This window comes from Bradyrhizobium sp. 2TAF36 (assembly GCF_052114925.1).
GTDB classification, from domain to species: Bacteria; Pseudomonadota; Alphaproteobacteria; order Rhizobiales; family Xanthobacteraceae; genus Bradyrhizobium; species Bradyrhizobium barranii.
In genome coordinates this window covers 37,308-58,796 of the sequence record NZ_JBFRFR010000061.1, presented here as the reverse complement: position 1 = coordinate 58,796, position 21,489 = coordinate 37,308, and the positions used below count along the sequence as shown (strand labels likewise).

At 64.4% G+C, this 21,489-nt stretch carries 19 protein-coding genes; 13 read left to right on the top strand and 6 right to left on the bottom strand.

Annotated features, from left to right (window positions below; all coding sequences use genetic code 11):
* Positions 1 to 1,265: VWA domain-containing protein (locus tag AB4Z51_RS30830; protein ID WP_441498662.1), on the top strand; the 1,265-nt coding region annotated here is incomplete at its 5' end.
* Positions 1,266 to 1,290: 25 nt separating this feature from the next.
* Here AB4Z51_RS30830 and AB4Z51_RS30825 read toward each other — a convergent pair.
* Complete coding sequence (locus AB4Z51_RS30825) at positions 1,291 to 1,473, bottom strand: hypothetical protein (protein WP_028152900.1); 183 nt, start codon at positions 1,471 to 1,473, stop codon at positions 1,291 to 1,293.
* A 365-nt stretch (positions 1,474 to 1,838) separates the two neighbouring features.
* Between AB4Z51_RS30825 and AB4Z51_RS30820 the strand changes: the two genes are divergently transcribed.
* Positions 1,839 to 2,060 (top strand): hypothetical protein, encoded by a 222-nt coding sequence (locus tag AB4Z51_RS30820; protein WP_028152899.1) that lies wholly within the window; start codon positions 1,839 to 1,841, stop codon positions 2,058 to 2,060.
* An 85-nt stretch (positions 2,061 to 2,145) separates the two neighbouring features.
* On the opposite strand, the gene map is transcribed toward AB4Z51_RS30820, so the two are convergent.
* Complete coding sequence (gene map / locus AB4Z51_RS30815; RefSeq protein ID WP_354102686.1) at positions 2,146 to 2,898, bottom strand: type I methionyl aminopeptidase; 753 nt, start codon at positions 2,896 to 2,898, stop codon at positions 2,146 to 2,148.
* 181 nt (positions 2,899 to 3,079) lie between these two features.
* On the opposite strand from map, the gene AB4Z51_RS30810 reads away from it, so the two are divergent.
* Positions 3,080 to 4,399, top strand: coding sequence for a dicarboxylate/amino acid:cation symporter (locus AB4Z51_RS30810; RefSeq protein ID WP_441498661.1), 1,320 nt, complete (start codon positions 3,080 to 3,082; stop codon positions 4,397 to 4,399).
* A gap of 8 nt (positions 4,400 to 4,407) precedes the next feature.
* On the opposite strand, the gene AB4Z51_RS30805 is transcribed toward AB4Z51_RS30810, so the two are convergent.
* On the bottom strand, positions 4,408 to 5,781 hold the full coding sequence (locus AB4Z51_RS30805) for a hypothetical protein (RefSeq protein WP_354102687.1): 1,374 nt from the start codon (positions 5,779 to 5,781) through the stop codon (positions 4,408 to 4,410).
* 101 nt (positions 5,782 to 5,882) lie between these two features.
* A complete protein-coding gene (locus AB4Z51_RS30800) occupies positions 5,883 to 7,157 on the bottom strand; it encodes an allantoate amidohydrolase (RefSeq protein ID WP_354102654.1) in 1,275 nt (424 codons plus the stop codon).
* Positions 7,158 to 7,556: 399 nt separating this feature from the next.
* Here AB4Z51_RS30800 and AB4Z51_RS30795 point away from each other — a divergent pair, with 399 nt between their 5' ends.
* Genes AB4Z51_RS30795 through AB4Z51_RS30770 form a run of 6 tightly spaced genes read left to right on the top strand, consistent with a single transcriptional unit; the run spans position 7,557 to position 13,429 of the window.
* The gene (locus AB4Z51_RS30795; protein WP_441498660.1) at positions 7,557 to 8,669 is read left to right on the top strand and encodes a BMP family ABC transporter substrate-binding protein; all 1,113 of its coding nucleotides are present in this window, start codon (positions 7,557 to 7,559) and stop codon (positions 8,667 to 8,669) included.
* Complete coding sequence (locus AB4Z51_RS30790) at positions 8,666 to 9,778, top strand: ABC transporter permease (protein WP_441498659.1); 1,113 nt, start codon at positions 8,666 to 8,668, stop codon at positions 9,776 to 9,778. Before AB4Z51_RS30795 ends, AB4Z51_RS30790 begins: the two co-directional genes overlap by 4 nt.
* Before the next feature lies 1 nt (position 9,779).
* Entirely contained in the window at positions 9,780 to 10,706 is a 927-nt protein-coding gene (locus AB4Z51_RS30785) for an ABC transporter permease (RefSeq protein ID WP_038957599.1), read from the top strand.
* Between the two features lie 11 nt (positions 10,707 to 10,717).
* Positions 10,718 to 11,401: a biuret amidohydrolase gene (gene biuH, locus AB4Z51_RS30780; protein ID WP_441498658.1), complete on the top strand. Its 684-nt coding sequence runs from the start codon at positions 10,718 to 10,720 to the stop codon at positions 11,399 to 11,401.
* Entirely contained in the window at positions 11,398 to 12,930 is a 1,533-nt protein-coding gene (locus AB4Z51_RS30775) for an ABC transporter ATP-binding protein (RefSeq protein ID WP_441498657.1), read from the top strand. Before biuH ends, AB4Z51_RS30775 begins: the two co-directional genes overlap by 4 nt.
* Before the next feature lie 13 nt (positions 12,931 to 12,943).
* Entirely contained in the window at positions 12,944 to 13,429 is a 486-nt protein-coding gene (locus AB4Z51_RS30770; RefSeq protein WP_063982026.1) for a nucleoside deaminase, read from the top strand.
* A gap of 178 nt (positions 13,430 to 13,607) precedes the next feature.
* On the opposite strand, the gene AB4Z51_RS30765 is transcribed toward AB4Z51_RS30770, so the two are convergent.
* Complete coding sequence (locus AB4Z51_RS30765; RefSeq protein WP_063982025.1) at positions 13,608 to 14,717, bottom strand: hypothetical protein; 1,110 nt, start codon at positions 14,715 to 14,717, stop codon at positions 13,608 to 13,610.
* A 575-nt stretch (positions 14,718 to 15,292) separates the two neighbouring features.
* Here AB4Z51_RS30765 and AB4Z51_RS30760 point away from each other — a divergent pair.
* The 4 genes from AB4Z51_RS30760 (at position 15,293) to AB4Z51_RS30745 (ending at position 19,998) form a co-directional block, all read left to right on the top strand.
* Positions 15,293 to 16,864, top strand: coding sequence for an ABC transporter ATP-binding protein (locus AB4Z51_RS30760; RefSeq protein WP_063982024.1), 1,572 nt, complete (start codon positions 15,293 to 15,295; stop codon positions 16,862 to 16,864).
* The gene (locus tag AB4Z51_RS30755; protein WP_441498656.1) at positions 16,848 to 17,939 is read left to right on the top strand and encodes an ABC transporter permease; all 1,092 of its coding nucleotides are present in this window, start codon (positions 16,848 to 16,850) and stop codon (positions 17,937 to 17,939) included. Before AB4Z51_RS30760 ends, AB4Z51_RS30755 begins: the two co-directional genes overlap by 17 nt.
* Positions 17,926 to 18,843 (top strand): ABC transporter permease, encoded by a 918-nt coding sequence (locus AB4Z51_RS30750; protein ID WP_441498655.1) that lies wholly within the window; start codon positions 17,926 to 17,928, stop codon positions 18,841 to 18,843. Before AB4Z51_RS30755 ends, AB4Z51_RS30750 begins: the two co-directional genes overlap by 14 nt.
* A gap of 78 nt (positions 18,844 to 18,921) precedes the next feature.
* The gene (locus AB4Z51_RS30745) at positions 18,922 to 19,998 is read left to right on the top strand and encodes a BMP family ABC transporter substrate-binding protein (protein ID WP_038957603.1); all 1,077 of its coding nucleotides are present in this window, start codon (positions 18,922 to 18,924) and stop codon (positions 19,996 to 19,998) included.
* A gap of 108 nt (positions 19,999 to 20,106) precedes the next feature.
* On the opposite strand, the gene AB4Z51_RS30740 is transcribed toward AB4Z51_RS30745, so the two are convergent.
* Positions 20,107 to 21,456 (bottom strand): 8-oxoguanine deaminase, encoded by a 1,350-nt coding sequence (locus tag AB4Z51_RS30740; protein ID WP_441498654.1) that lies wholly within the window; start codon positions 21,454 to 21,456, stop codon positions 20,107 to 20,109.
* Positions 21,457 to 21,489 lie beyond the last annotated feature (33 nt).

The following is a 21,489-nucleotide window of genomic DNA, read 5'->3' as shown; positions in this document are numbered from 1 at the left end:
GGGCCATCCTGCGCGATGCGCTGCTCCTGACGCTCGCCAAGTCGCAGGACGAGAAGCYCGCCCTCGGCGACTGCTTTGATCTCTTCTTCAGCCAACCAGAGCCGCGGCAGGATCAACCCGAGGCCGACGACAACGACGACGCATCGCAGGACGCGGATCAGACCCCCTCACCCGGCTCGGCCAGTGAAGCAGGCGAAGGCCAGGCTTCCGAAGCATTAGGCCCGCTTGCGCAGATGCTGCTGTCGCAGGATCGCAACGCGATCGCGGCCGCGATCGCCAGCGCTTCCGGTGCGGCTTCGCTGTCCGACATCCGCTATTCGACTCAGCGCGGGATCTTTTCCAGCCGCATCCTCGACGCCATGGGCCTTCAGCGCCTGCGCGACGATCTCGACGCGCTCACCGCGACCAATCCGTCGCTGGCCGAGCGTCTGCGCGGCGCGCTGGACGCGTTGCGAGAAGCAGTCCGCGACACGGTCTCGCAAGGCCTTGCGCTGTATGCCCGCGAAGAGGCCGAAAACCTCCGCAACGAGATCCTGCGCAACGCGCCTCTCGCCCGCATCGAGCGGCGCCAGGTCGCGGAGATGCGCGCGCTCATCCGCCAGATCGCGCGGCGCCTGCGCGAGCGCTACTCGAAGCCGCGCAAGCGCCAGCGCCGCGGCCATCTCGACGTCCGCCGCACACTGCGCCGCAACGCGGCCTGGGGCGGCGTGCCCTTCCTCACCGCGTGGAAGCGCAAGCACCGCGACCGGCCCAAGATCGTCGCAATCTGCGACGTCTCAGGCTCGGTCGCGCAGGTCTCCGATTTCTTCCTGCTCCTGATCCACTCGCTGCACGAGGTGGTCGACGACGTCCACTCCTTCGCCTTCTCCTCGCATCTGATCGAGGTCAGCGAGATCCTGGAGAAGAAGTCGCCGGAAGAGGCGATGGCCGAGATCATGTCCAAGGTCGGCTTCGGCTCATCCGACTACGGCTCCTCTCTCGTCGATTTCGAGAAGGAGTTTATGAGCACGCTGACGCCGCAGACCACGGTGATCGTGCTCGGTGACGCCCGCAGCAACAATCTCGACCCGCGCGCCGACATCCTGCGCCGCATCTCCGAACGCTCGAAGCGCGTGGTCTGGCTCAATCCCGAAGGACGGCTCGCCTGGGGCTTCGGTGATTCCGAGATGCCGCGCTACGCGACCTTCTGCACTGTCGTGCGCCAATGCGCCACCGCACAGCAGCTCGAACGCGCCGTGTCCGACATCGTGGCGACTTATCAGTAGACGGCAATCACGTCCGCCGCTGGCGTCAGGCGGCAGTCAGCTCGGCCTGGACGAGGTTGCACTCCCGAAAGTGATGCGCAATTTCGTCGAGCGCGCGCTGCTCCCATTCCTGGGCCTGCGCGAGCCAGAACGCCCGTCGCTCCGAATCCAGCGCCGCCCGCTCTCGGCAGAGGAATTCCTGACTGCGAATTGCCATCAGCCTGTTCATGCACTCACACTCCTGTCGTGTGAAGCCAATCCCCTGCGAATCAACGTAGCAGAGTCCAGTCAGAGTCCAATCGCCCTCGCTTCACGATTTCTGTGCATATCGCGACGCGCAATGGGACAGTGATGCTTCCCGTGCACTGCGGTAACTCTCGCCGCACGATCAAGCGCACATCATCAATTAGTGATCGGAGACCGGGACGATTTTCGTGCGCGAACGATCTTAACTGTTGTGGCGCAATGAAGTGCGGCAATTCGTGAAGAGAGGTTCTAAACAGCTTACCGAATTCCCGACTCATTGTCGTCGCATGGTGTTCATGCGGCGCCGCTAACAGGGGCTCGCGAACTTGGACTATCGCTTGAGGCAACATGAGCAACGACATCGACTTCGATCTTTCGCCGGACCAATGGGAAGCGCTGAAAGCGCTTCGCAACCCCGTGTCGAATGGTCGCCTCTCGAAGGCCTATCTCGTCGAAGGACTCGTCAAGCTCGGTCTCGTTGTTGTCAATGACGGCGTACCCTCGATGACGCCAACCGGACGCAAGGTGCTGGTGCGCGGATCGTGCCGGCTACTGGATCTCGTGGCGTGACGAGACTGTCCGCGCAATAGCTCCGCATGATCGCCTGAAGAATAATCTCTTGCGTTCCTGCTGACGGCGCGTCGCGGGGACGACCTCAACCCGCCAAGGTAACGATCAAAGGTCCATTTCTGGTTGCGACAACCGTGTGCTCGTACTGAACGGTAGGCGCCTCGGGGCTGCTGTAGAGYGTCCATGGATCGTCATCACCGTTCTCGGCCCACTCCGCGCCAAGCGACAGGAACGGCTCGACGGTGAACACCAGGCCATCGCTCATGATGCGGCGCTCGGAGCGATCGAGCCATGTCGCGATCTCCGTCGGCTCCTCGTGGAGCGACAAGCCGACACCGTGACTGGCTAGGTTCTTGACGAGCATGTAGCCGTTTTTCCGCGCAAACGTCCCGATGGCCTGACCGATGCCGGCAATCGGCTTGCCGGCACCGACCTGCCGCAGGCCCGTCCACATCGCCCGCCGACCATCCCTGCAAAGACGCTCGATCGAACGGGTCACGGGCGGAACGGCGAACGAGGCTCCCGTATCGGCAAAGAAGCCGCTCTTCTCGGCCGAGACGTCGATGTTGACGAGGTCGCCACGCTCGATCCGCCGGGCACCCGGGATGCCATGAGCGATCTCTTCGTTCACGCTGATGCAGGTTGCGCCAGGAAAGGCATAGGCCAGTTCCGGCGCCGAACGCGCTCCGGCGGCCTCAAGGAGCTCTCGTCCGATCCGGTCGAGTTCCGCGGTGGTCATGCCGGGCTCGAGGGCCTTCCCCATCGCCTCAAGGGCATTGGCGACGATACGCCCGACCTCTTTCAGGCAGATCAGATCGTTCTCATTCGAGATTGTCATATCGAGCTCTTGCGAAAGCCGGGACATAGCTGTTGCGATGCCGACTTGCAAACGGAAGACCGCGCACAAGAATCCCGGATTATGCGGCGCCTGGATGACTTCCAGAACCAGGCCGCGACAATCTGGCACGGTTGTTGCTCCTTTTTGACGTCCAAGACGCGTCAAACCGGGGGAGTCCACCATGTCGACCATCACCGCGGCACCTACCGCCGAGCCGAAGCCGCTCTACACCTCGCTGTTCGTCCAGGTCCTCGCCGCGCTGGTGCTTGGCGTCATCCTGGGGATGGCCGTTCCGGACTTCGCCATCGGGCTCAAGATCCTCAGCGACGCCTTCCTGAAGCTGATCTCGATGATCGTAGCTCCGATCGTGTTCTGCGTCGTCGTGCACGGCATTGCCGGCGCCGGCGACCTCAAGAAGGTCGGCCGGGTCGGCGTCAAGGCGCTGGTCTATTTCGAGGTGATGACGACGGTCGCCCTCGTGGTCGGCCTGCTGCTCGCCTATCTCTTCGGCCCCGGCCACGGCATGAACATCGATCCCTCGACGCTCGACGCCAAGGCGCTCAACACCTATGCCGACAACGCCCACAAGCTGTCCGGCGGCGGCATCGGCGCCTTCCTGATGAACGTGATCCCCAGCACCTCGTTCGATGCGCTATCGCGCAACGACGTGCTCCAGGTGCTGTTCTTCGCGGTCCTGTTCGGTGTCGGCCTTGCGCTCGTCGGCGGCGAGAAGGGCGCGCTGGTCACATCGATCATCGACGCGGCCTCCACCGTGCTGTTTCGGGTCATGGGGCTGATCGTGCGGGTCGCGCCGCTCGGCGTGCTCGGCGCGGTCGCCTATACCGTCGGCAAATACGGCGTCGGCTCTCTGAAGCAGCTCGTCTCGCTGGTGATGCTGTTCTACGTCTCGGTCGGCATCTTCGTGCTGGGCGTGCTCGGCGGCGTCATGGCGCTCGCCGGAATCAACATCCTCAAATTCCTCGCTTACTTGCGCGAAGAGCTGACCATCGTGCTCGCGACCGCATCCTCCGATGCCGTGCTGCCGCAGATCATGAAGAAACTGGAGCGGATGGGCGTGAAGGATTCCGTCGTCGGCCTCGTCATCCCGACCGGCTATTCCTTCAACCTCGACGCTTTCTCGATCTACCTGACGCTCGCCGTCGTCTTCATCGCGCAGGCGACCAACACGCCGCTGTCCTTCGGCGACCTCCTGCTGGTGCTCGGCGTCTCGCTGATCACGTCGAAGGGCGCGCACGGCGTGCCCGGCTCGGCGATCGTGATCCTGGCCGCGACGCTCAACGCGGTGCCGAGCATTCCCGCCATCGGCCTCGTGCTGGTGTTGTCGGTCGATTGGTTCATCGGCATSGCSCGCGCSGTSGGCAACCTSGTCGGCAAYTGCGTGGCGACGGTGGTGGTCGCCGCCTGGGAAGGCGATCTCGACCGCGCCAAGGCGGCCAAGGTGCTGGAGGGCGGCGAGCTGGTGGACGTGACGGCGGGGTAGGCCGCGGATCAATCATTCCACTGGAGGAGCGGCGTTCCATACGCCCTCCTCCAGACCGACAGGAAGCGCGGAAACCAGGAGTGCGCCACGGCGCCCTTATACGCCCAGGTGCGATACTTCAGGCCCTGCTCCGAGATCAGCTCCTGATAGCCGCCATGGACCTCGGTCGCGGTCCGAATGTCCTTCAATATCCCCTGCGCGCAAGCCCGATAGGTATCGCTCCCTGAGGCTTCATCAAAATCCAGCATCCGATCCGCGAATTCGACATTGAACGTCGGCCACGACGAACGCCCCTGATAGGCCGGCGCCGCGATCTTGTGGATCATCTTGTTCCGTGGATTATCCGCCGACACCAGGAAGTGGAACGTGCTGGGGATGCGAAATCGCGGCTCGGCGATGATCAGATCCGTCGTAGCCGCAAACAGCGCCCGCTCGCTGGCATCGTTCATGTCCCAGAAGCCGCGATGCACGCTGACGAAATCCAGGGCCACCAAGGACACCGGTGCGCCCGCCGGGCCGTCAAGCGAATGCCTGATATAGCCGTCCTTGCCGAACAAACGAAGCAGATCTCTCTTGTACTGCGCAAGGTCGCGACCGAGCAGCCGCTTCAGTTCGTTCTCGTCGACGATCCCGAGCTGCACGCCCCACACGAACGTCGTGTAAACGCAGGCGTTGGTGACGAAGCGCCTGCGCTCGGCCCGCGTATCCGTTGCCGCGGAGCGAGGTCCGCCGGCATCGCACATCAAATACCTGGTGCCATCAGTGTCAAATGGCTCCAGTTCGCTCGCAAGCCGGAGGATCGCGCGCTTCAGGTCGACGCCATATTCGGCCAGCAGCAGGCGGCCGGCATGTGCGCATTGCGACATCGCCAGATAGGAAGACGCTCTCTCGTCGGCACCTATCATCTGCTGGAGACCGGCGAGAATGCCGAGCAGCGTGTCAGAGGGCCGCGAGAAATAATTCACGCCGAGGTACCGCCCGCGCCCCGCAGGAACGATGGTCGTCGTGACCACGTCGGCGCGAACCGCCTGCAGCAGGAGGCGAACGCTCTTTTCGAGCAGGCGCGCTCGGCGCACCGCGTCCTGCGAATCCATGATGGTTTCAGGATCGAGAACGTCGGGGTAAAACCAGGCGAAGTCGCGCGGGTAATAGGCGGAGGCGTGCGGCGCCCCCGTGACGAGGAAGGCCTCGGTCACCGAAAAGGCACTGTCCATCGAGTGCCGGTAGAGGTCCTCGATGTCCGACAACGCATGATGCGATTGTCTCAGGAAGCGATCACCGAGAAAATTGACCGCCTGAAGCGCGTTGGCGACGAAGGTCGCAGCCATCCCCTGGTAGAACCGGTTCTCACGATGTGATGGAAAAGAGATGTCGCTGTTCATATGCGTCAATCGGCTGATGTCTCGTGACCCCGTGATGGCGGCCACCATTTTAAACATGACTGATTCGTATCTCTACCCGGTGACTTGCGGGCTTCAGGCAATCACTTCGCGCCGGCGCGGCCCTCCCGCGGCCTGAAATTCTCGATCACCCGCAGCAGCACGCGTGCGCCGGCGTCGGCATCGGCGAGTTCGACGTGCTCGTCCGGGTGGTGGCTGATGCCGCCGCGACAGCGGACGAAGATCATGCCGACATCGGCGATATCGATCATCGCCATGCCGTCGTGCCCTGCCCCGCTCGGCAGCTCGAACACCGACGCGCCTTCGGCAGCGATCGCCTGCGCGATCTGATCCTTCAGCCAGGGTGCGCAAGGCGCGGTGCGGTTCTCGTGAGTGACGTCGAGCTGAAGCGCCAATTGCCGGCGTTTTGCAATCGCCTCGATCTGGCGGACGATGTCGGCGACCGCGCGCTTGCGATGCATGTCGGTCGGTGCCCGCATATCGATGGTGAACGATACTTCGCCCGGAATGACATTGGTCGCCCCGGGCCTCGCCTGGATATAGCCGACGGTGCCGACCAGCCCGTCCGCGTCGGTGCGGCAAAACTGCTCGATCGCGCCGACGCATTCGGCCGCGCCGGCGAGCGCATCACGGCGCAGCGCCATCGGCACGGTGCCGGCATGACCGGCCATGCCGGTCAGCCGCGCAGCGAGCCGTGTCGCGCCCGCAATCGCGGTGACGACACCGACGGGCAGGTTCCGGGCTTCCAGCACCGGACCCTGCTCGATGTGCAATTCGAGATAGGCGAGCAGTTCACGCCGGGCCCGCGCGGCCGCGCCGATGTGATCGGGATCGAGGCCGAACGCGACGAGCGCATCGCGCATCGACACGCCGTCGCGGTCGCGCGTGTTCAGGACGCTCTCGTCGAAGGTGCCAGCCACCGCCCGGCTTCCGAGCAGCGTCGAAGCGAAACGTACCCCCTCTTCATCGGCAAAGCCGATCACCTCGATCGCGAACGGCAGGCGCTTGCCGCGGCGGTTGAGATCGGCGACGCAGGCGATCGCCGTGATCACCCCCAGCGGCCCGTCCCATTTGCCGGCATCGCGCACCGTGTCGTAGTGCGAGCCGAGCATCAGGCAGGGCGCCCCCAACTGCTCGCCTTCATAGCGTCCGCAGACATTCCCGATCGCATCGAGATGCGCGCTCATGCCGGCTTCGCGCATCCAGCCCAGGATGAGGTCAGCGGCCTTGCGCAGCTCGTTGGTGAGATAGATGCGGGTGAGCTTGTCGCCGTCTTCCGAGATCGCGGCGAGCTCGTCGATCCGTCGCACGATCTCCTCGCCGAGCGATGCATTCTGAACGGCGTTACCAGCAACCATCTCGGCGAGCTTCCCATCTCTTGGGACCGCGGCGGCGGTCCTGGCGGCGATCGATACAAGTTCGGTGCCAGCAAAAAATCACGACCGCGGTCCCGATCCGCGCGTGGGTAGCATGAATGCGGGTTGCCGGCAGTTCGTAGCTCCCGCCATGCACACACGCGACCTAGCCTGGCTGCTCAACTCCATTGCATACAAGCTCTATATTTTGCTCAAAGATTAATCTGCCGGCTTACTCGGCAGGATTCTGAAAATTTATAAATACGATACTTTTCAATGGCTTCAGATCAATTGACCACTCCGTGGCCTCTGGCACGAAGCTTGCGACATCTTATCCCCAGGCTCCGCCAGACCGGCGCGGCCGCGAGATTAAGGCGGGACATCCGCCAAGGGGAGCGAGCAATGGATTTCGGCAAGATTTCACGACGTCATTTGTTGCAGGGCGGCGCCGCCCTGACCCTCGGTGYGGCAGCGGGCGTCCGTCCCGCCTTCGCGGCCRATACCACCATCGGCTTCATCTATGTCGGCTCGCGTGACGACTACGGCTACAACCAGGCGCATGCGCAGGGCGCGGCGGCACTGAAGAAAATTCCGGGGCTGAAGGTCGTCGAGGAAGAGAAGGTGCCGGAGACCGACGCGGTCGAGAAGACGATCGAGTCCATGATCAACCTCGACGGCGCTACCCTGCTCTTCCCGACCTCGTTCGGCTACTACAACCCTCACATGATCAAGATGGCCACCAAGTTCCCGAAGCTGCGCTTCGAGCACTGCGGCGGCCTGTGGAGCGACAAGGATCCGAAGAACGCCGGCAGCTATTTTGGCTATATCGACGAGGCCCAGTACATCTCGGGCATCGTCGCCGGCTACACCTCCAAGAGCGGCAAGCTCGGCTTCGTTGCCGCCAAGCCGATCCCGCAGGTGCTGCGCAACATCAACGCCTTCGCACTCGGCACCAGGCTCGCCAATCCCAAGGCCACCACCCAGGTTATTTTCACCGGCGATTGGTCGATGCCGGTCAAGGAGGCCGAAGCCACCAACAGCCTGATCGATCAGGGCGTCGACGTGCTCACCTGCCATGTCGACGGTCCGAAGACCATGGTCGAGAACGCGGCGCGCCGCGGCGCCTTCGTCTGCGGCTATCACACCAACCAGTCGCCGCTGGCGCCGAAGGCGTATCTCACTGGCGCCGAGTGGAATTGGGAAGCGCTCTATCCGAAGTTCGTCAAGATGATCGCCGCCGGCGAAAGCATCCCGAACTTCTATCGCGGCGGCCTCAAGGAAGAGATCGTCAAGACCTCGCCGTACGGTGAGGCAGTCTCCGCCGAAGCGCGCAAGCACGCCGACGAGGTCAAGGCCAAATTCCTGTCGGCGGAGGGCTACGCCATCTTCAAGGGCGGGCTGGTCGACAACAAGGGCAAGACGGTGATCGCGGCCGGCACCGATCGCGGCCAGAAGGATCCTGAGCTGGAGAAGATGGACTACCTGGTCGAAGGCGTGATCGGAGCGACTTCGTGACAACGGAAGCCGCGGATTCCACTGAAGCGGCCGGGACAATCGCCCCGGCCGCCGGTCCCGGCTTTCTCCAGCGCCACGGCGCGACAATCGAATACATCCTGATCCCGGGCACGGCGCTGGCCGGCGCGCTCGTGATCTTCGGCATCTTCGTCGCGATGTTCGGCAAGAACCCGCTCGACCTCTATTTCTACATGTATTACGGCGCTTTCGGCACCTGGTTCTCCTGGCAAAACACGTTGACGCGTGCCGCGCCGCTGATCCTCACCGCGCTCTGCACCGCACTGCCGGCACAGCTCGGCATGGTCATCATCGGCGGCGAAGGCGCGCTCCTGATCGGCGCGCTGTCGGCGACCAGCGCCGCGCTGGCGCTTCAGGGCATGCCGCCGCTCGTCGTGCAAATCGCCATGGTCATCGGCGGCGTGATCGGCGGCGGCCTGTGGATCATGCTGTCGGGCGGCTTGCGGCAGTATCGCGGCGTCAACGAGACCATCTCGAGCCTGCTGCTCGTCTACATCGCGCTCGCGATCCTCAATCATCTTGTTGAGGGGCTGATGCGCGATCCCGCCAGCCTCAACAAGCCGTCGACGCGCGAGATCGGCGCCGCCAACGTGATCGGCAGCATTCCCGGCACCGACGTGCATTGGGGCCTCGTCTTCGGCCTGATCGCCGCGATCGCCGCCTACATCCTGATCTATCACACCGTGTTCGGCTTCGCCGCGCGCGTCGCCGGCGGCAACATCCGCGCCGCAAAGATCGTCGGTCTCGGCGTCAGCAAGCTGATCCTGACCGTCTGCTTCCTCGCCGGCGGCGCCGCGGGCCTTGCCGGCATGGTCGAGGTCGCCGCCGTGCAGGGACGCACCAACGCCAACCTTGCGGCGGGCTACGGTTTCACCGGCATTCTCGTCGCCTTCCTCGCCCGGCAGAATCCGCTCGCGATCATTCCCGTCGCGATCCTGCTCGGCGGCATCAGCGCCAGCGGCGGCCTGCTGCAGCGCCGTCTCGGATTGCCCGACGCATCCGTTCTGGTGCTTCAGGGCATCATCTTCGTCTTCGTGCTGGCCAGCGACGCGCTCTACGGCCGCATYGGATTGTTGAAGGGAAAATCCTGAGATGGCAGACGGATCGATCGGCCTCTGGACCGTCCCCCTCGCCGTGCTCGGCGGAGCCATCCGCGTCTCCACGCCGTTCCTGTTCGTGAGCCTGGGCGAATGCATCACCGAGCGCTCCGGCCGCATCAATCTCGGCCTCGAGGGCACGCTGGTGATGGGCGCGATGAGTGCCTACGGCATCTCGTATCTCACGGGATCGCCCTGGCTCGGCGTGCTCGCCGCCGGCATCACAGGCGCACTGCTGGGGGCGCTGCACGCCGGTATCTGCTCGCTGCCGCGCGTCAACGATATCGCGGTTGGCATCGCGCTGATGCTGTTCGGCACCGGCCTTGCGTTCTATCTCGGCAAGCCGCTGATCGAGCCCACCGCGCCGCGCCTGCCCGCGATCGATTTTGGCTGGTGGAGCGACGTCCCGCAGGTTCGCGCCGCGCTGCGCGTCAACGTCCTGTTCCTGATCGGCGTCGCGCTCGCGCCAATCCTCTATTGGGCCTTCCGCACCACGCGCTGGGGCCTTTTGATCCGCACCGCCGGCGAGAGCTCCGACGCAGCGCGCGCGATGGGCCATTCCGTGTTGCTGATCCGCCTGCGCGCGACCATGGTCGGCGGCTTCCTTGCCGGCATCGGCGGCTCGTTCCTGTCGCTGTTCTATCCCGGAAGCTGGAACGAGGGCCTGTCCTCCGGCCAGGGCATCACGGCCGTGGCCCTCGTGATCTTCGCGCGCTGGGATCCCCTGCTCTGCCTGTGGGCCTCGCTCGCCTTCGGCGGTGCCGCGGCCCTGGGCCCTGCACTGCAATCGGTCGGCGTCACCTCCGGCTACCACCTCTTCAACGCCGCCCCCTACATCCTGACGCTGGCGATCATGATCATCACCTGCTCGCCGAAACGCACGCTGACCGGAGCCCCGGCCGAATTGTCGATCACCCGCTAGAGAGCGAAATCATGCCCGAGCGCTATCTCAAGTCCGAGCCCTACGCCTGGCCTTACAATGGCGATCTCCGTCCCAAAAACACCGCGCTCATCATCATCGACATGCAGACCGATTTCTGCGGCATCGGCGGCTATGTCGACAAGATGGGCTACGACCTCTCGCTGACGCGGGCGCCGATCGAGCCGATCAAGAAGTTGCTCGCAGCGATGCGCGCGCAAGGCTTCCACATCATCCATACGCGCGAAGGCCACCGCCCCGATCTCTCCGACCTTCCCGCCAACAAGCGCTGGCGCTCGCGCCAGATCGGCGCCGGCATCGGCGATCCCGGCCCTTGCGGGCGTATCCTCGTTCGCGGCGAGCCGGGCTGGGACATCATCGAAGAGCTTGCACCACTGCCGGGCGAGCCGATCATCGACAAGCCCGGCAAGGGCTCGTTCTGCGCCACCGACCTGGAGCTGATCCTGCGCGTGCGCGGCATCGAGAATATCGTGCTGACGGGCATCACGACCGACGTCTGCGTTCACACCACGATGCGCGAGGCCAACGACCGCGGCTTCGAATGCGTCCTGCTGCACGATTGCTGCGGCGCCACCGACAAGAGCAATCACGACCATGCCCTGAAGATGATCAAGATGCAGGGCGGCGTGTTCGGCGCGGTCTCGACGTCGGACGCCTTCATCGGAGCTATTTCGTGATCATCGGCGAAACGCCGCCGCCAGCAGGCGCCTTCGGCGTCGACGCCATCGCCATGACCATGCGCTTCGGCGACTTCCTCGCGCTCGACAATGTCGAGCTGAAGGTGCGGCCGGGCTCGTTCCACGCGCTGCTCGGCGAGAACGGCGCCGGCAAGTCGACGCTCGTCAAATGCATCATGGGCTATTACCACGCGACCGAAGGCGACATCCTGGTCGGCGGCCGCGAGCAGGCGATCGCAAATCCAAAGGACGCTCACGCGCTCGGCCTCGGCATGGTCTACCAGCATTTTACCCTGGTGCCGGCCATGACGGTCGCCGAAAACCTCGTGCTGGCCCGCGACGATGTGCCGGCCGTGGTGAACTGGTCGAAGGAGATGAAGGAGCTCGAGGCTTTTCTGGCGCGGATGCCGTTCAAGGTGCCGCTCGGCGCCAAGGTCTCCGACATCTCCGCCGGGGAGCGGCAGAAATGCGAGATCCTCAAGCAGCTCTATCTGAAGCGCCGCTTCCTGATCCTGGACGAGCCGACCTCGGTGCTGACGCCGGCGGAGGCCGACGAAGTTCTTGGCATGCTCCGCGACATGGTCGTCAAGGGCGAGCTGACGATCCTGATGATCACGCACAAATTCCGCGAGGTCATGGCCTTCGCCGACGACGTCACGATCCTGCGCCGCGGCAAGTTCGCAGGTGCCGGCAAGGTTTCCGAACTCACACCGGATGCGATGGCGCGAACCATGATCGGCGCCGAAGAGCTGACCGTGCAGCCGCCGCGCACCGGCGAAGCTGGCCACGCCCGGCTGGAATTGGCAAAAGTCCGCGCACTCGATGACGCAGGCGCCATTGCCGTGCACGACGTCTCGCTCACCGTACGCGCCGGCGAGATCGTCGGCATCGCTGGCGTCTCCGGCAATGGCCAGCGTCRGCTTGTCGAGGTGCTGGCCGGCCAGCGCGAAGCCGAGAGCGGCGAGATCCGCGTCGCAGGCGATCCCTATCACGCCAGCCGCGAGGAGATGCGTCGCCACAAGATGTCGCTGCTGCCCGAGGAGCCGCTGAAGAATGCCTGTGTCGGCGGCATGAGTGTTGCCGACAACATCGCCTTCCGCGAATTCGACCGCGCGCCCTTCGCCAGCGGCGGCTGGTGGCTCAACCGCGGCGCCTTCCGGGACGATGCGAAGAAGAAAATCGCGCAGTACAAGATCAAGACCCGCACGCCCGATACGCCGATCGCGGCGCTGTCGGGCGGCAACGTCCAGCGCGCCGTGCTGGCGCGCGAGCTTGGCGGCAACGTCGAGGTGCTGATCGCGGCCAATCCCTGTTTCGGCCTCGACTTCGCGGCGGTGGCGCAGATCCACGCCGAGATCATGGCCGCCCGCAACCGTGGCGCCGCCGTGCTGCTCGTCAGCGAGGATCTCGACGAATTGCTCGAACTCTCCGATCGGCTGGTGGTGATGTTCCACGGCGAATTCGTGTATGAAGCACGAACCAGCGAAGCCGATCTCACCGTGGTCGGCCGGCATATGGCGGGGCATTGACCAGAGACGAGCGATGAGCGGTGGATCCGAGCGCGACGAGCACTTCCTTCGCCTGTCCTTCACGGTCGCGCGCCGCTCGCTCACCCATGGCAACCATCCGTTCGGCTGCGTCGTCGTCGATGCCGATGGCAAGGTGCTGATCGAGACCGAGAACGGCTACATGCCCGACCATGACGGCACTGCGCATGCCGAGCGCCTCGCGGCCACGCAGGCCTGCCGTATGCTCGACCGCGAGGTGCTGGCGAAAGCCACGCTCTATTCCTCCGCCGAGCCCTGCGCGATGTGTGCCGGCGCGATCTACTGGGCCGGCATCGGCCGCGTGGTCTATGGCCTCAGCGAGCACCGCCTGCGCGGCGTCACCGGCAACCATCCGGAGAACCCGACGCTCGACCTGCCCTGTCGCGAGGTCTTTGCCAGCGGCCAGCGATCGACGGAAGTCGTCGGGCCGCTGCTTGAGGACGAGGCCGAGGCGCTGCACGACGGCGTGTGGACCAAGTAGCGAGCTCAACAACTCGACTTCGTAGGGTGGGCAAAGCGAAGCGTGCCCACCGATAACTAACTATCTGGGAAGATGGTGGGCACGGCGCATTGCGCCTTTGCCCACCCTACGCTCGGAAACGCTAATAACGCCGCGCATTCCTGCGCGGCGTTATTCAAACCTGAAGACCTTCAGCCGATCAGAACTTCACAGTGATACCCCCGTAAACCGTGGACTCGGTGCAGCTGTTGGTGCTCTGGCCGGTCGCGGCGACCGTGCAGACGCCGGGCATGGCGTTGTGGTCGAGGCCGAACTTGTTCTGCCAGTAGCGATAGGCAACCCAGAGATCGACGAAGTGCGAGTACTTGTCACCCCAGGCGGCCTTCGAAGCGTCGAAGGTCAGGCGGATCGGTTCGCTGTTCAACTCGACCTTGGAAGCAGTAGAGAACCGGCCAGGGCCGGAGAGCGCAGGCAGGCCGTTCGAGTCGCCCTTCGCTCCATACCAGCCGGCGCGGCCGCTGATCGACCAGAACTGCATGTTCGGCGGCAGGAAGCCGAGGTCCATATAGTAGTTGATTTCGACGGCCCAGGTCGGGTTGTAGCTGACATTGCCATCGGAGTTACAGCTCACACCCGGGAGGGGGCCAGCAAAACCGCTGCCGCACTGAGTGAAGGCGTTGTGGTTGGAGAACTCCCAGTACATCAAGGGCGCGACGTTGATGTAGCCCTTGTAAGGAAGGTCGAAGGCGAACTGGAGACCGGCAACGACGTCCCGCTTCGCGGGCGCCAAGAAGGTGTTCTCGGAATTGCCATCCATACCGACTTCAAACGAAATGTTCTGCAGCGGCCCCATGGTGAAGGCCTTGGTGTTGAAGAGCTGGTTCCAGCCGAAGGTCGAGCGGAACAGGCCGTAGATCTCGGTCGCGCCGGCGCAGTCGGCTGCACCGAAGGAGGAAGACAGACCAGGTGCGATACAGGGCGAAGCAGGGTCGTTATGGCCCGACTTGAACATCGAGATGGTGAAGAAGTTGGTGCCGTAGGCCCAGAGGTCGAAGTGCGTGAACGAATAGACCTGCTTGGCGGTCGTACCGTTGATGCTRCCGTTCGGATTGACGCTCCACATGCCGGGGTCAGTGCCCTTGGGCATCCAGGAGAACGTGACGCGGTTGTCGATCACCAGGAAGAACGGGACGTCCGACGCTTTCTTGGCAGCCTTGACCGGCAGGTCCGCTGCCTGAGCCAGGCCACTGGTAGCGAGTGTAGCAATCGACAGCGCCGCGGCTGCGATTGCCTTGAAACCAAACGACATCCTGAATACCCCCAAGTTTGGACACGTAAAAATGAACGCCCCTTGGGTGCGACACTTGCGCCGATCTCCCGGAGTGAGAAGCCTCAACTTTTTTCAAGGCATGCCGCTTGTTTCGGCAGGAGGCGGCCTTTCAACCCAGGAATTCGAGGATTTTTTCCGTTTCGCTGCTGCGTGCGTGCGGTGACGCGATGCCGAAGATTCCCGTTTGATTTCATTTGTCTTTTGTGGCGGCGCAAGAATGCAGACACAATTGACGACAGCGACCGTTGGCCCGGTCGGGAATTGCATACGCGCGCAGGCGCGACTTTGCTCAACTTCACGTCAGGCCTGCACAGCGGGTTCCGATTTGGTTTGAGCCGTCACAAATTTGCAACAGGCGTCTCTCGCAGGGAGGCCGCCGCAATGGCTCTCCCTGATGTCGGTTGGAAACGATCATCGACTGACAAGGGCCGCGACTCGCGACACAGACCGCCTGCCGAAGCGTTGAGCAAGGGATGACGCTTTTTCACATCTTACGCGACGGTTCAAACTAGCCCACAATTGAGGCACTTCACCCCGTGCCAGCGCATCAGCGAATGTTAGATCAGACGTCCAACGACCTGCATTCCGGCGAGCCCCCTCTGCTTCAGACGATCGGGCTCACCAAGCGCTATGGTGATTTCCTCGCCAACGACTCCATCAGCATCGAGATCCAGCCGAAACAGATCCATGCCCTGCTCGGCGAGAACGGCGCCGGCAAGTCGACGCTGGTCAAGGCGATCTACGGGCTGATCCAGCCCAGCGCCGGCGAGATCCGCTGGCAGGGCCACCCCATCGTGCTGTCGGGTCCATCAGAGGCGCGTAGCCGCGGCATCGGCATGGTGTTCCAGCATTTCTCGCTGTTCGACAATCTCACGGTCGCCGAGAACGTCGCGCTCGGCCTCGACGGCAGGGAATCCTTCAAGGACATGTCGGCGCGGCTGGAGCAGGTGTCGAAGACCTACGGCCTTCCGCTCGATCCCAGGCGCGAGGTCTGGCAACTCTCGGTCGGCGAGCGCCAGCGCATCGAGATCGTCCGCGCGCTGATGCAGGATCCGAAATTCCTGATCCTGGACGAGCCGACCGCCGTGCTGACACCGCAGGAGGCCGACCAGCTTTTCATCGTGCTGGAACGCCTCAAGGCCGAAGGCCGCGCCATCCTCTACATCAGCCACAAGCTGGAGGAGGTGAAGCGGCTCTGCGACACCGCCACGATCCTGCGCGGCGGCAAGAAGGTCGAGACCTGCAATCCCCGGCTCGAGACCGCGGCCTCGCTCGCGCGGATGATGGTCGGCGGCGAGATCAGGGAAGTGAGAGCACCGGTAGGCCGCAAGACCACCGTGCCGCGGCTCGTCGTCAACGACCTTTCACTCGCGCCGAGCGAGGCGCATGGCGTGCGGCTCGAGCACATCTCGTTCGAGCTGAAGGGCGGCGAGATCCTCGGCATCGCCGGCGTCGCCGGCAATGGCCAGGACGAGTTGTTCGCCGCGCTCTCCGGCGAGCGCCTGTCGAAGGACCCTGGCACGGTGGTGATCGAGGGCATCGCCGCCGGCCACCTCTCGATCACCCGGCGCCGCAAGCTGGGCGCGGCGTTCGTCCCGGAGGAACGGCTCGGCCACGGCACCGCGCCGCGCATGAAGCTGTCGGAGAACGCGCTACTGACCGGGCACGCCGCCAGCGGCATGGTCCATCACGGCTTCATCGACACCGCGGCGACACTGAAGACCGTGGACCGCGCGACCGAAACGTTCGACGTTCGCAAGGCCAAACGGGATCCGGAAGCTGCGAGCCTGTCCGGCGGCAATTTGCAAAAGTTCATCGTCGGCCGCGAGATCCTGCGCAACCCCGCGGTGCTGGTGGTGAGCCAGCCGACCTGGGGCGTCGATGCCGGTGCCGCCGCCGTGATCCGCCAGGCGCTGCTTGATCTCGCAACCGCAGGCGCCGCCGTGCTCGTCACCAGCCAGGATCTCGACGAGCTCGCGGAGATCGCCGACCGCATCGCCGTGATGTTCCACGGCCGGCTCTCGGCGCCGCTTGCCACGAGCGAAGCCACGCGCGAAAAACTCGGCCTGTTGATGGGGGGCAGCAGCCTGGAGCCGAAGGAGGCCGCGCATGCAGTTGGTGCTTGAGAAGCGCGTCGAGCGTTCCAACACGATCGCGCTGGTCTCGCCGCTCATCGCGATCGGCCTCACGATCGCGACCATGACCGTCCTGTTCGCGATCCTCGGCAAGAATCCGCTTCTGGCGCTGCAAGCCTATTTCATCGCGCCGTTGACCGACGGCTATTCACTGCAGGAGATCGCGGTGAAGGCGACGCCTCTGGTGATGATCGCGATCGGGTTGTCGCTCTGCTATCTCGCCAACGCGTGGAACATCGGCGCCGAAGGGCAATTCCTGATCGGCGCGGTGGCCGGAAGCTGGATCGCGGTGAAGACGCAGGGCACCGATGCCGGGGCCTGGGTGCTGCCGGCGATGCTCGTGCTCGCCGCCGCCGCAGGTGCGCTCTATGCGCTGATCCCGGCGATCTGCAAGGTGAAGTTCGGCGCCAGCGAAATCCTGACCAGCCTGATGCTGGTCTATGTCGCCGACCTCTTCCTCGACTATCTCGTGCGCGGCCCCTGGCGCGATCCGCATGGCTTCAACTTCCCGACCACGGCCGAGTTCGATCCGGTAGCGACGGTGCCCCTGCTGATCGAAGGCGGCCGGCTGCATCTCGGCTCGATCATCGCCCTGCTCGTCGTCGCGGCCGCCGCGATCCTGCTCGGCCGAACCATCAAGGGCTTTGAGATTCGCGTGGTCGGCGCGGCGCCGCGCGCCGCGCGGTTCGGCGGCTTCAACGCCAACCAGTTGGTCATCCTGACTTTCGCTGTGTCGGGCGCGCTCGCCGGGCTCGCCGGCATCATTGAGGTGGCGGGTCCGGTCGGGCATCTCCAACCCGGCATCTCGCCCGGCTACGGCTTTACCGCAATCATCGTCGCCTTCCTCGGTCGGTTGAACCCGCTTGGAATATTAATTGCAGGCCTTTTCCTCGCATTGACCTTTATCGGCGGCGAGCAGGCGCAGATCGCGATGAAGATCCCGTTGGACGTTACCAAGGTCTTCCAGGGCATTCTGCTGTTCTACGTGCTCGCCTGCGATTCCCTCATTCTCTACCGCTTCAAGCTGGTGCTCCCGAACCGACAGGTGCCCCGTGGAACTGGTTGAAGCCATCATCCTCGCGGTGCTCGCCGCATCCACGCCGCTCCTGATCGCGGCGACCGGCGAGCTCGTGACCGAGCGCTCCGGCGTGCTCAATCTCGGCGTCGAGGGCATGATGATCGTCGGTGCGGCCTGCGGTTTTGCGGGTGCGTGGCTCACCGGATCGATCTTCATCGGCGCGCTGTTCGGCATCGTCGCGGGCACGCTGATGTCGCTGGTGTTCGCGCTGATGACGCTCGGGCTCGCCGTCAACCAGGTTGCAACGGGTCTCGCGCTGACCATCCTCGGCGTCGGCCTGTCCGGCCTGATCGGCGCGGGCTTCGTCGGCGAGCGCATCACGCCCGCGATGCACCTCTATATTCCCAGCCTCACGGACATGCCGCTGATTGGCCGGGTGTTGTTCGGCGAGGACGCCTTCGTCGATTTCTCCATCGCACTCGTCATCGGCGTCTGGTGGTTCCTGTACCGCACGCGGGCGGGTTTGATCCTCCGCGCCTGCGGCGACAACCATGTCTCCGCGCATGCGCTCGGCTACCCCGTGCTGCGCATCCGCACCTTCGCCGTGATGTTCGGCGGCGCCTGCGCAGGCCTCGCCGGCGCCTATCTGCCGCTCGCCTACACGCCGTTCTTCATTCCCGGCATGACCGCGGGCCGCGGCTGGATCGCGCTTGCACTGGTCGTGTTTTCGTCCTGGCGGCCGGGCCGGCTCGTGGTCGGCGCCTACCTGTTCGGCGCGGTGACGATCCTGCAACTGCACGCGCAGGGCTGGGGCGTCGGCATTCCCTCGCAGTTCATGTCGGCGCTGCCTTACCTCGCAACCGTCATCGTTCTGGTCCTGCTCTCCCGCGCGCGCACCGGCGGCTCGACCGCGCCGGCCGCGCTCGGCACCGTGTTCGTGCCGGACCGCTAGCGTTTCATTTCCGCGGCGGGCGCGATGGGGCGCGCACGTTGCGGATCGTGGCTGTCCCCTGATGTTTGGAGATTGATGATGAGGAAATCACTTCTTGCGCTGGCTGCCGGGCTTTTGCTTGCCGGAAGCGTCAGCGCAGCCTCCGCCGCCGACAAGCTGAAAGTCGGCTTCATCTATCTGGGTCCGATCGGAGACTTGGGCTGGACCTACCAGCACGACCTCGCGCGCCAGGCMCTGGTGAAGGAGCTGGGGGACAAGATCGAGACCACCTATCTCGAGAACGTGCCCGAAGGTCCCGACGCCGAGCGCTCCATCGAGCAGCTCGTCCGCGCCGGCAACAAGCTGATCTTCACGACCTCGTTCGGCTACATGGACCCGACGCTGAAAGTCGCCAAGAAATATCCGAACGTGCATTTCGAGCACGCCACTGGCTACAAGCGCAACCCGAACATGTCGACCTACTCGGCCAAATGGTGGCAGGGCCGCTACATCCAGGGCCTGATCGCGGCTAAGATGTCGAAGTCCGGCGTGCTCGGCTATATCGGCTCGTTCCCGATTCCGGAGGTCGTCTCCGGCATCAACGCGACGATCCTGGCGGCGCAGACCATCAACCCGAATATCAAGGTCAAGATCATCTGGGCCAATACCTGGTTCGACCCGGGCAAGGAGGCCGACGCCGCCAAGGCGCTGATCGACCAGGGCGCCGACGTGATCATGCAGCACACGGATTCGCCGGCGGCGATGCAGATTGCCAGCGAACGCGGCAAGCTCGCCTTCGGCCAGGATTCCGAGATGATCAAGTTCGGGCCGAAGACCCAGCTCACCTCGATCCTGGACACCTGGGGCCCTTACTACATCGAGCGCGTCAAGGCCGAGCTCGCCGGCACCTGGAAGTCCGAGGACAGCTGGGGTGGCCTCGACAGCCATATGTTTGCGATGGCGCCCTACACCAACATGCCTGACGACGTGAAGAAGCTCGCCGAGGATGCCCAGGCCGCAATCACAGCGGGCAAGCTGCATCCGTTCAAGTGCCCGGTCATTGGGCAGGACGGCAAGCCGGTCGAGTGCAAAGGTGGCGATCACCTCGATGACGGCCAGATCCTCGGCATGAATTTCTACGTCAAGGGCATCGACGACAAGCTTCCGGGCAAGTAGCACGCTTCTTGCATTGCCTAGATCACCTGCTCCTCCCGGAGGAGGTTCGGAGGGGGTGGCCAGAAGCACCCGGCACTTGTGGTCGCCCCCTCTTTCTTTTTGCCCGGATTATCCCGCCTGCATCGCCCGCGCCGCGGAACCGTGGCGGCGAATGAGATCGGGAACATCCAGTCCCGGGATCGCGCCGTCGATCACGGCCCATTGTCCCGCCACCATCACCCGGTCGGCCCGATGCGCCCCGCACAGCACCAGCGCGGCCAGCGGATCGCCGTGACCGGAGAAGCGCAGCTCGTCGAGCTTGAACAGGGCGAGATCGGCAGCCTTGCCGACGGCGATCTCACCCAGTTCCGGCCGGCCGACGCAGGCCGCCGAGCCCTTGGTCGCCCAGCGCAGCGCATCCTTGTGGCTGACCTTGGCCACTCCGTAGCGCGCCCGCTGCAGCAGGAACGCCGCCCGCACCTCCTGCATCAGGTTCGATCCGTCATTCGACGCCGAACCGTCGACGCCGATGCCGATGCCGACACCGGCCTCCTCCATCTCGCACACCGGGCAGCAGCCCGACGCCAAAATCTGATTGCTGCACGCGCAATGGCTGATGGTCGTCTTCGCCTTGCCGAGCCGCTTCATCTCCTCCGCATTGAAGAAGATGCCGTGGGCGAGCCAGGTCCGCGCATTGAGCCATCCGCATTGCTCGAGATAGTCGAGCGGACGGCAGCCATACATCTGCTGGCAGAATTTGGTCTCGTCCTCGGTCTCGGCGAGATGGGTGTGCAGGCGGACGTCGAGCTTGTTGGCGAGATCGGCGGTGGCGCGCATCAGGGACGTCGTCACCGAGAAAGGTGAACATGGCGCCAGCGCGATCTGCACCATCGCATCCGCGCCGCGCTGGTGATGCTTTGCAACCACCCGCGCGCTGTCGGCGAGGATCGTGTCCTCGTCCTGTACGACGCCGTCAGGCGGCAGGCCGCCGTCGCGCTGCGACAGGTTCATCGAGCCGCGCGTGAGTAGCACCCGGACACCGAGCCGATTTGCGACTGCGACCTCGATGTCGACGGACTCCTCGAGCCCCGCCGGGAACACATAGTGGTGATCCGTTGTGGTGGTGCAGCCCGAGAGCAGGAGCTCGGACATCGCCACGGTGACGCCGAGCTCGAGTGCTTCAGGCGTCATCCTCGCCCACACCGGATAGAGCGCCTGGAGCCAGGGAAACAGCTCGCGGTCCATCGCCGCCGGCAGCGCCCGCGTCAGCGTCTGGTAGAAATGATGATGGGTGTTGATCAGGCCCGGCAGGACGACATGCTCGCCTGCGTCGAACACCGCGACATCCGCCGTCGCAGGCCTGCCACCGGCCGGCACGAGCTCGACAATCCGGCCATCACTCACCACGATCCCGCGCTCGGCACCATCAGCGAGGATGGCAAGGGGATCCCTGATCCAGATCGGCTTTGCATCGCTCATGATCGTGGTCTCCTCACATCCGCTGATGACAAG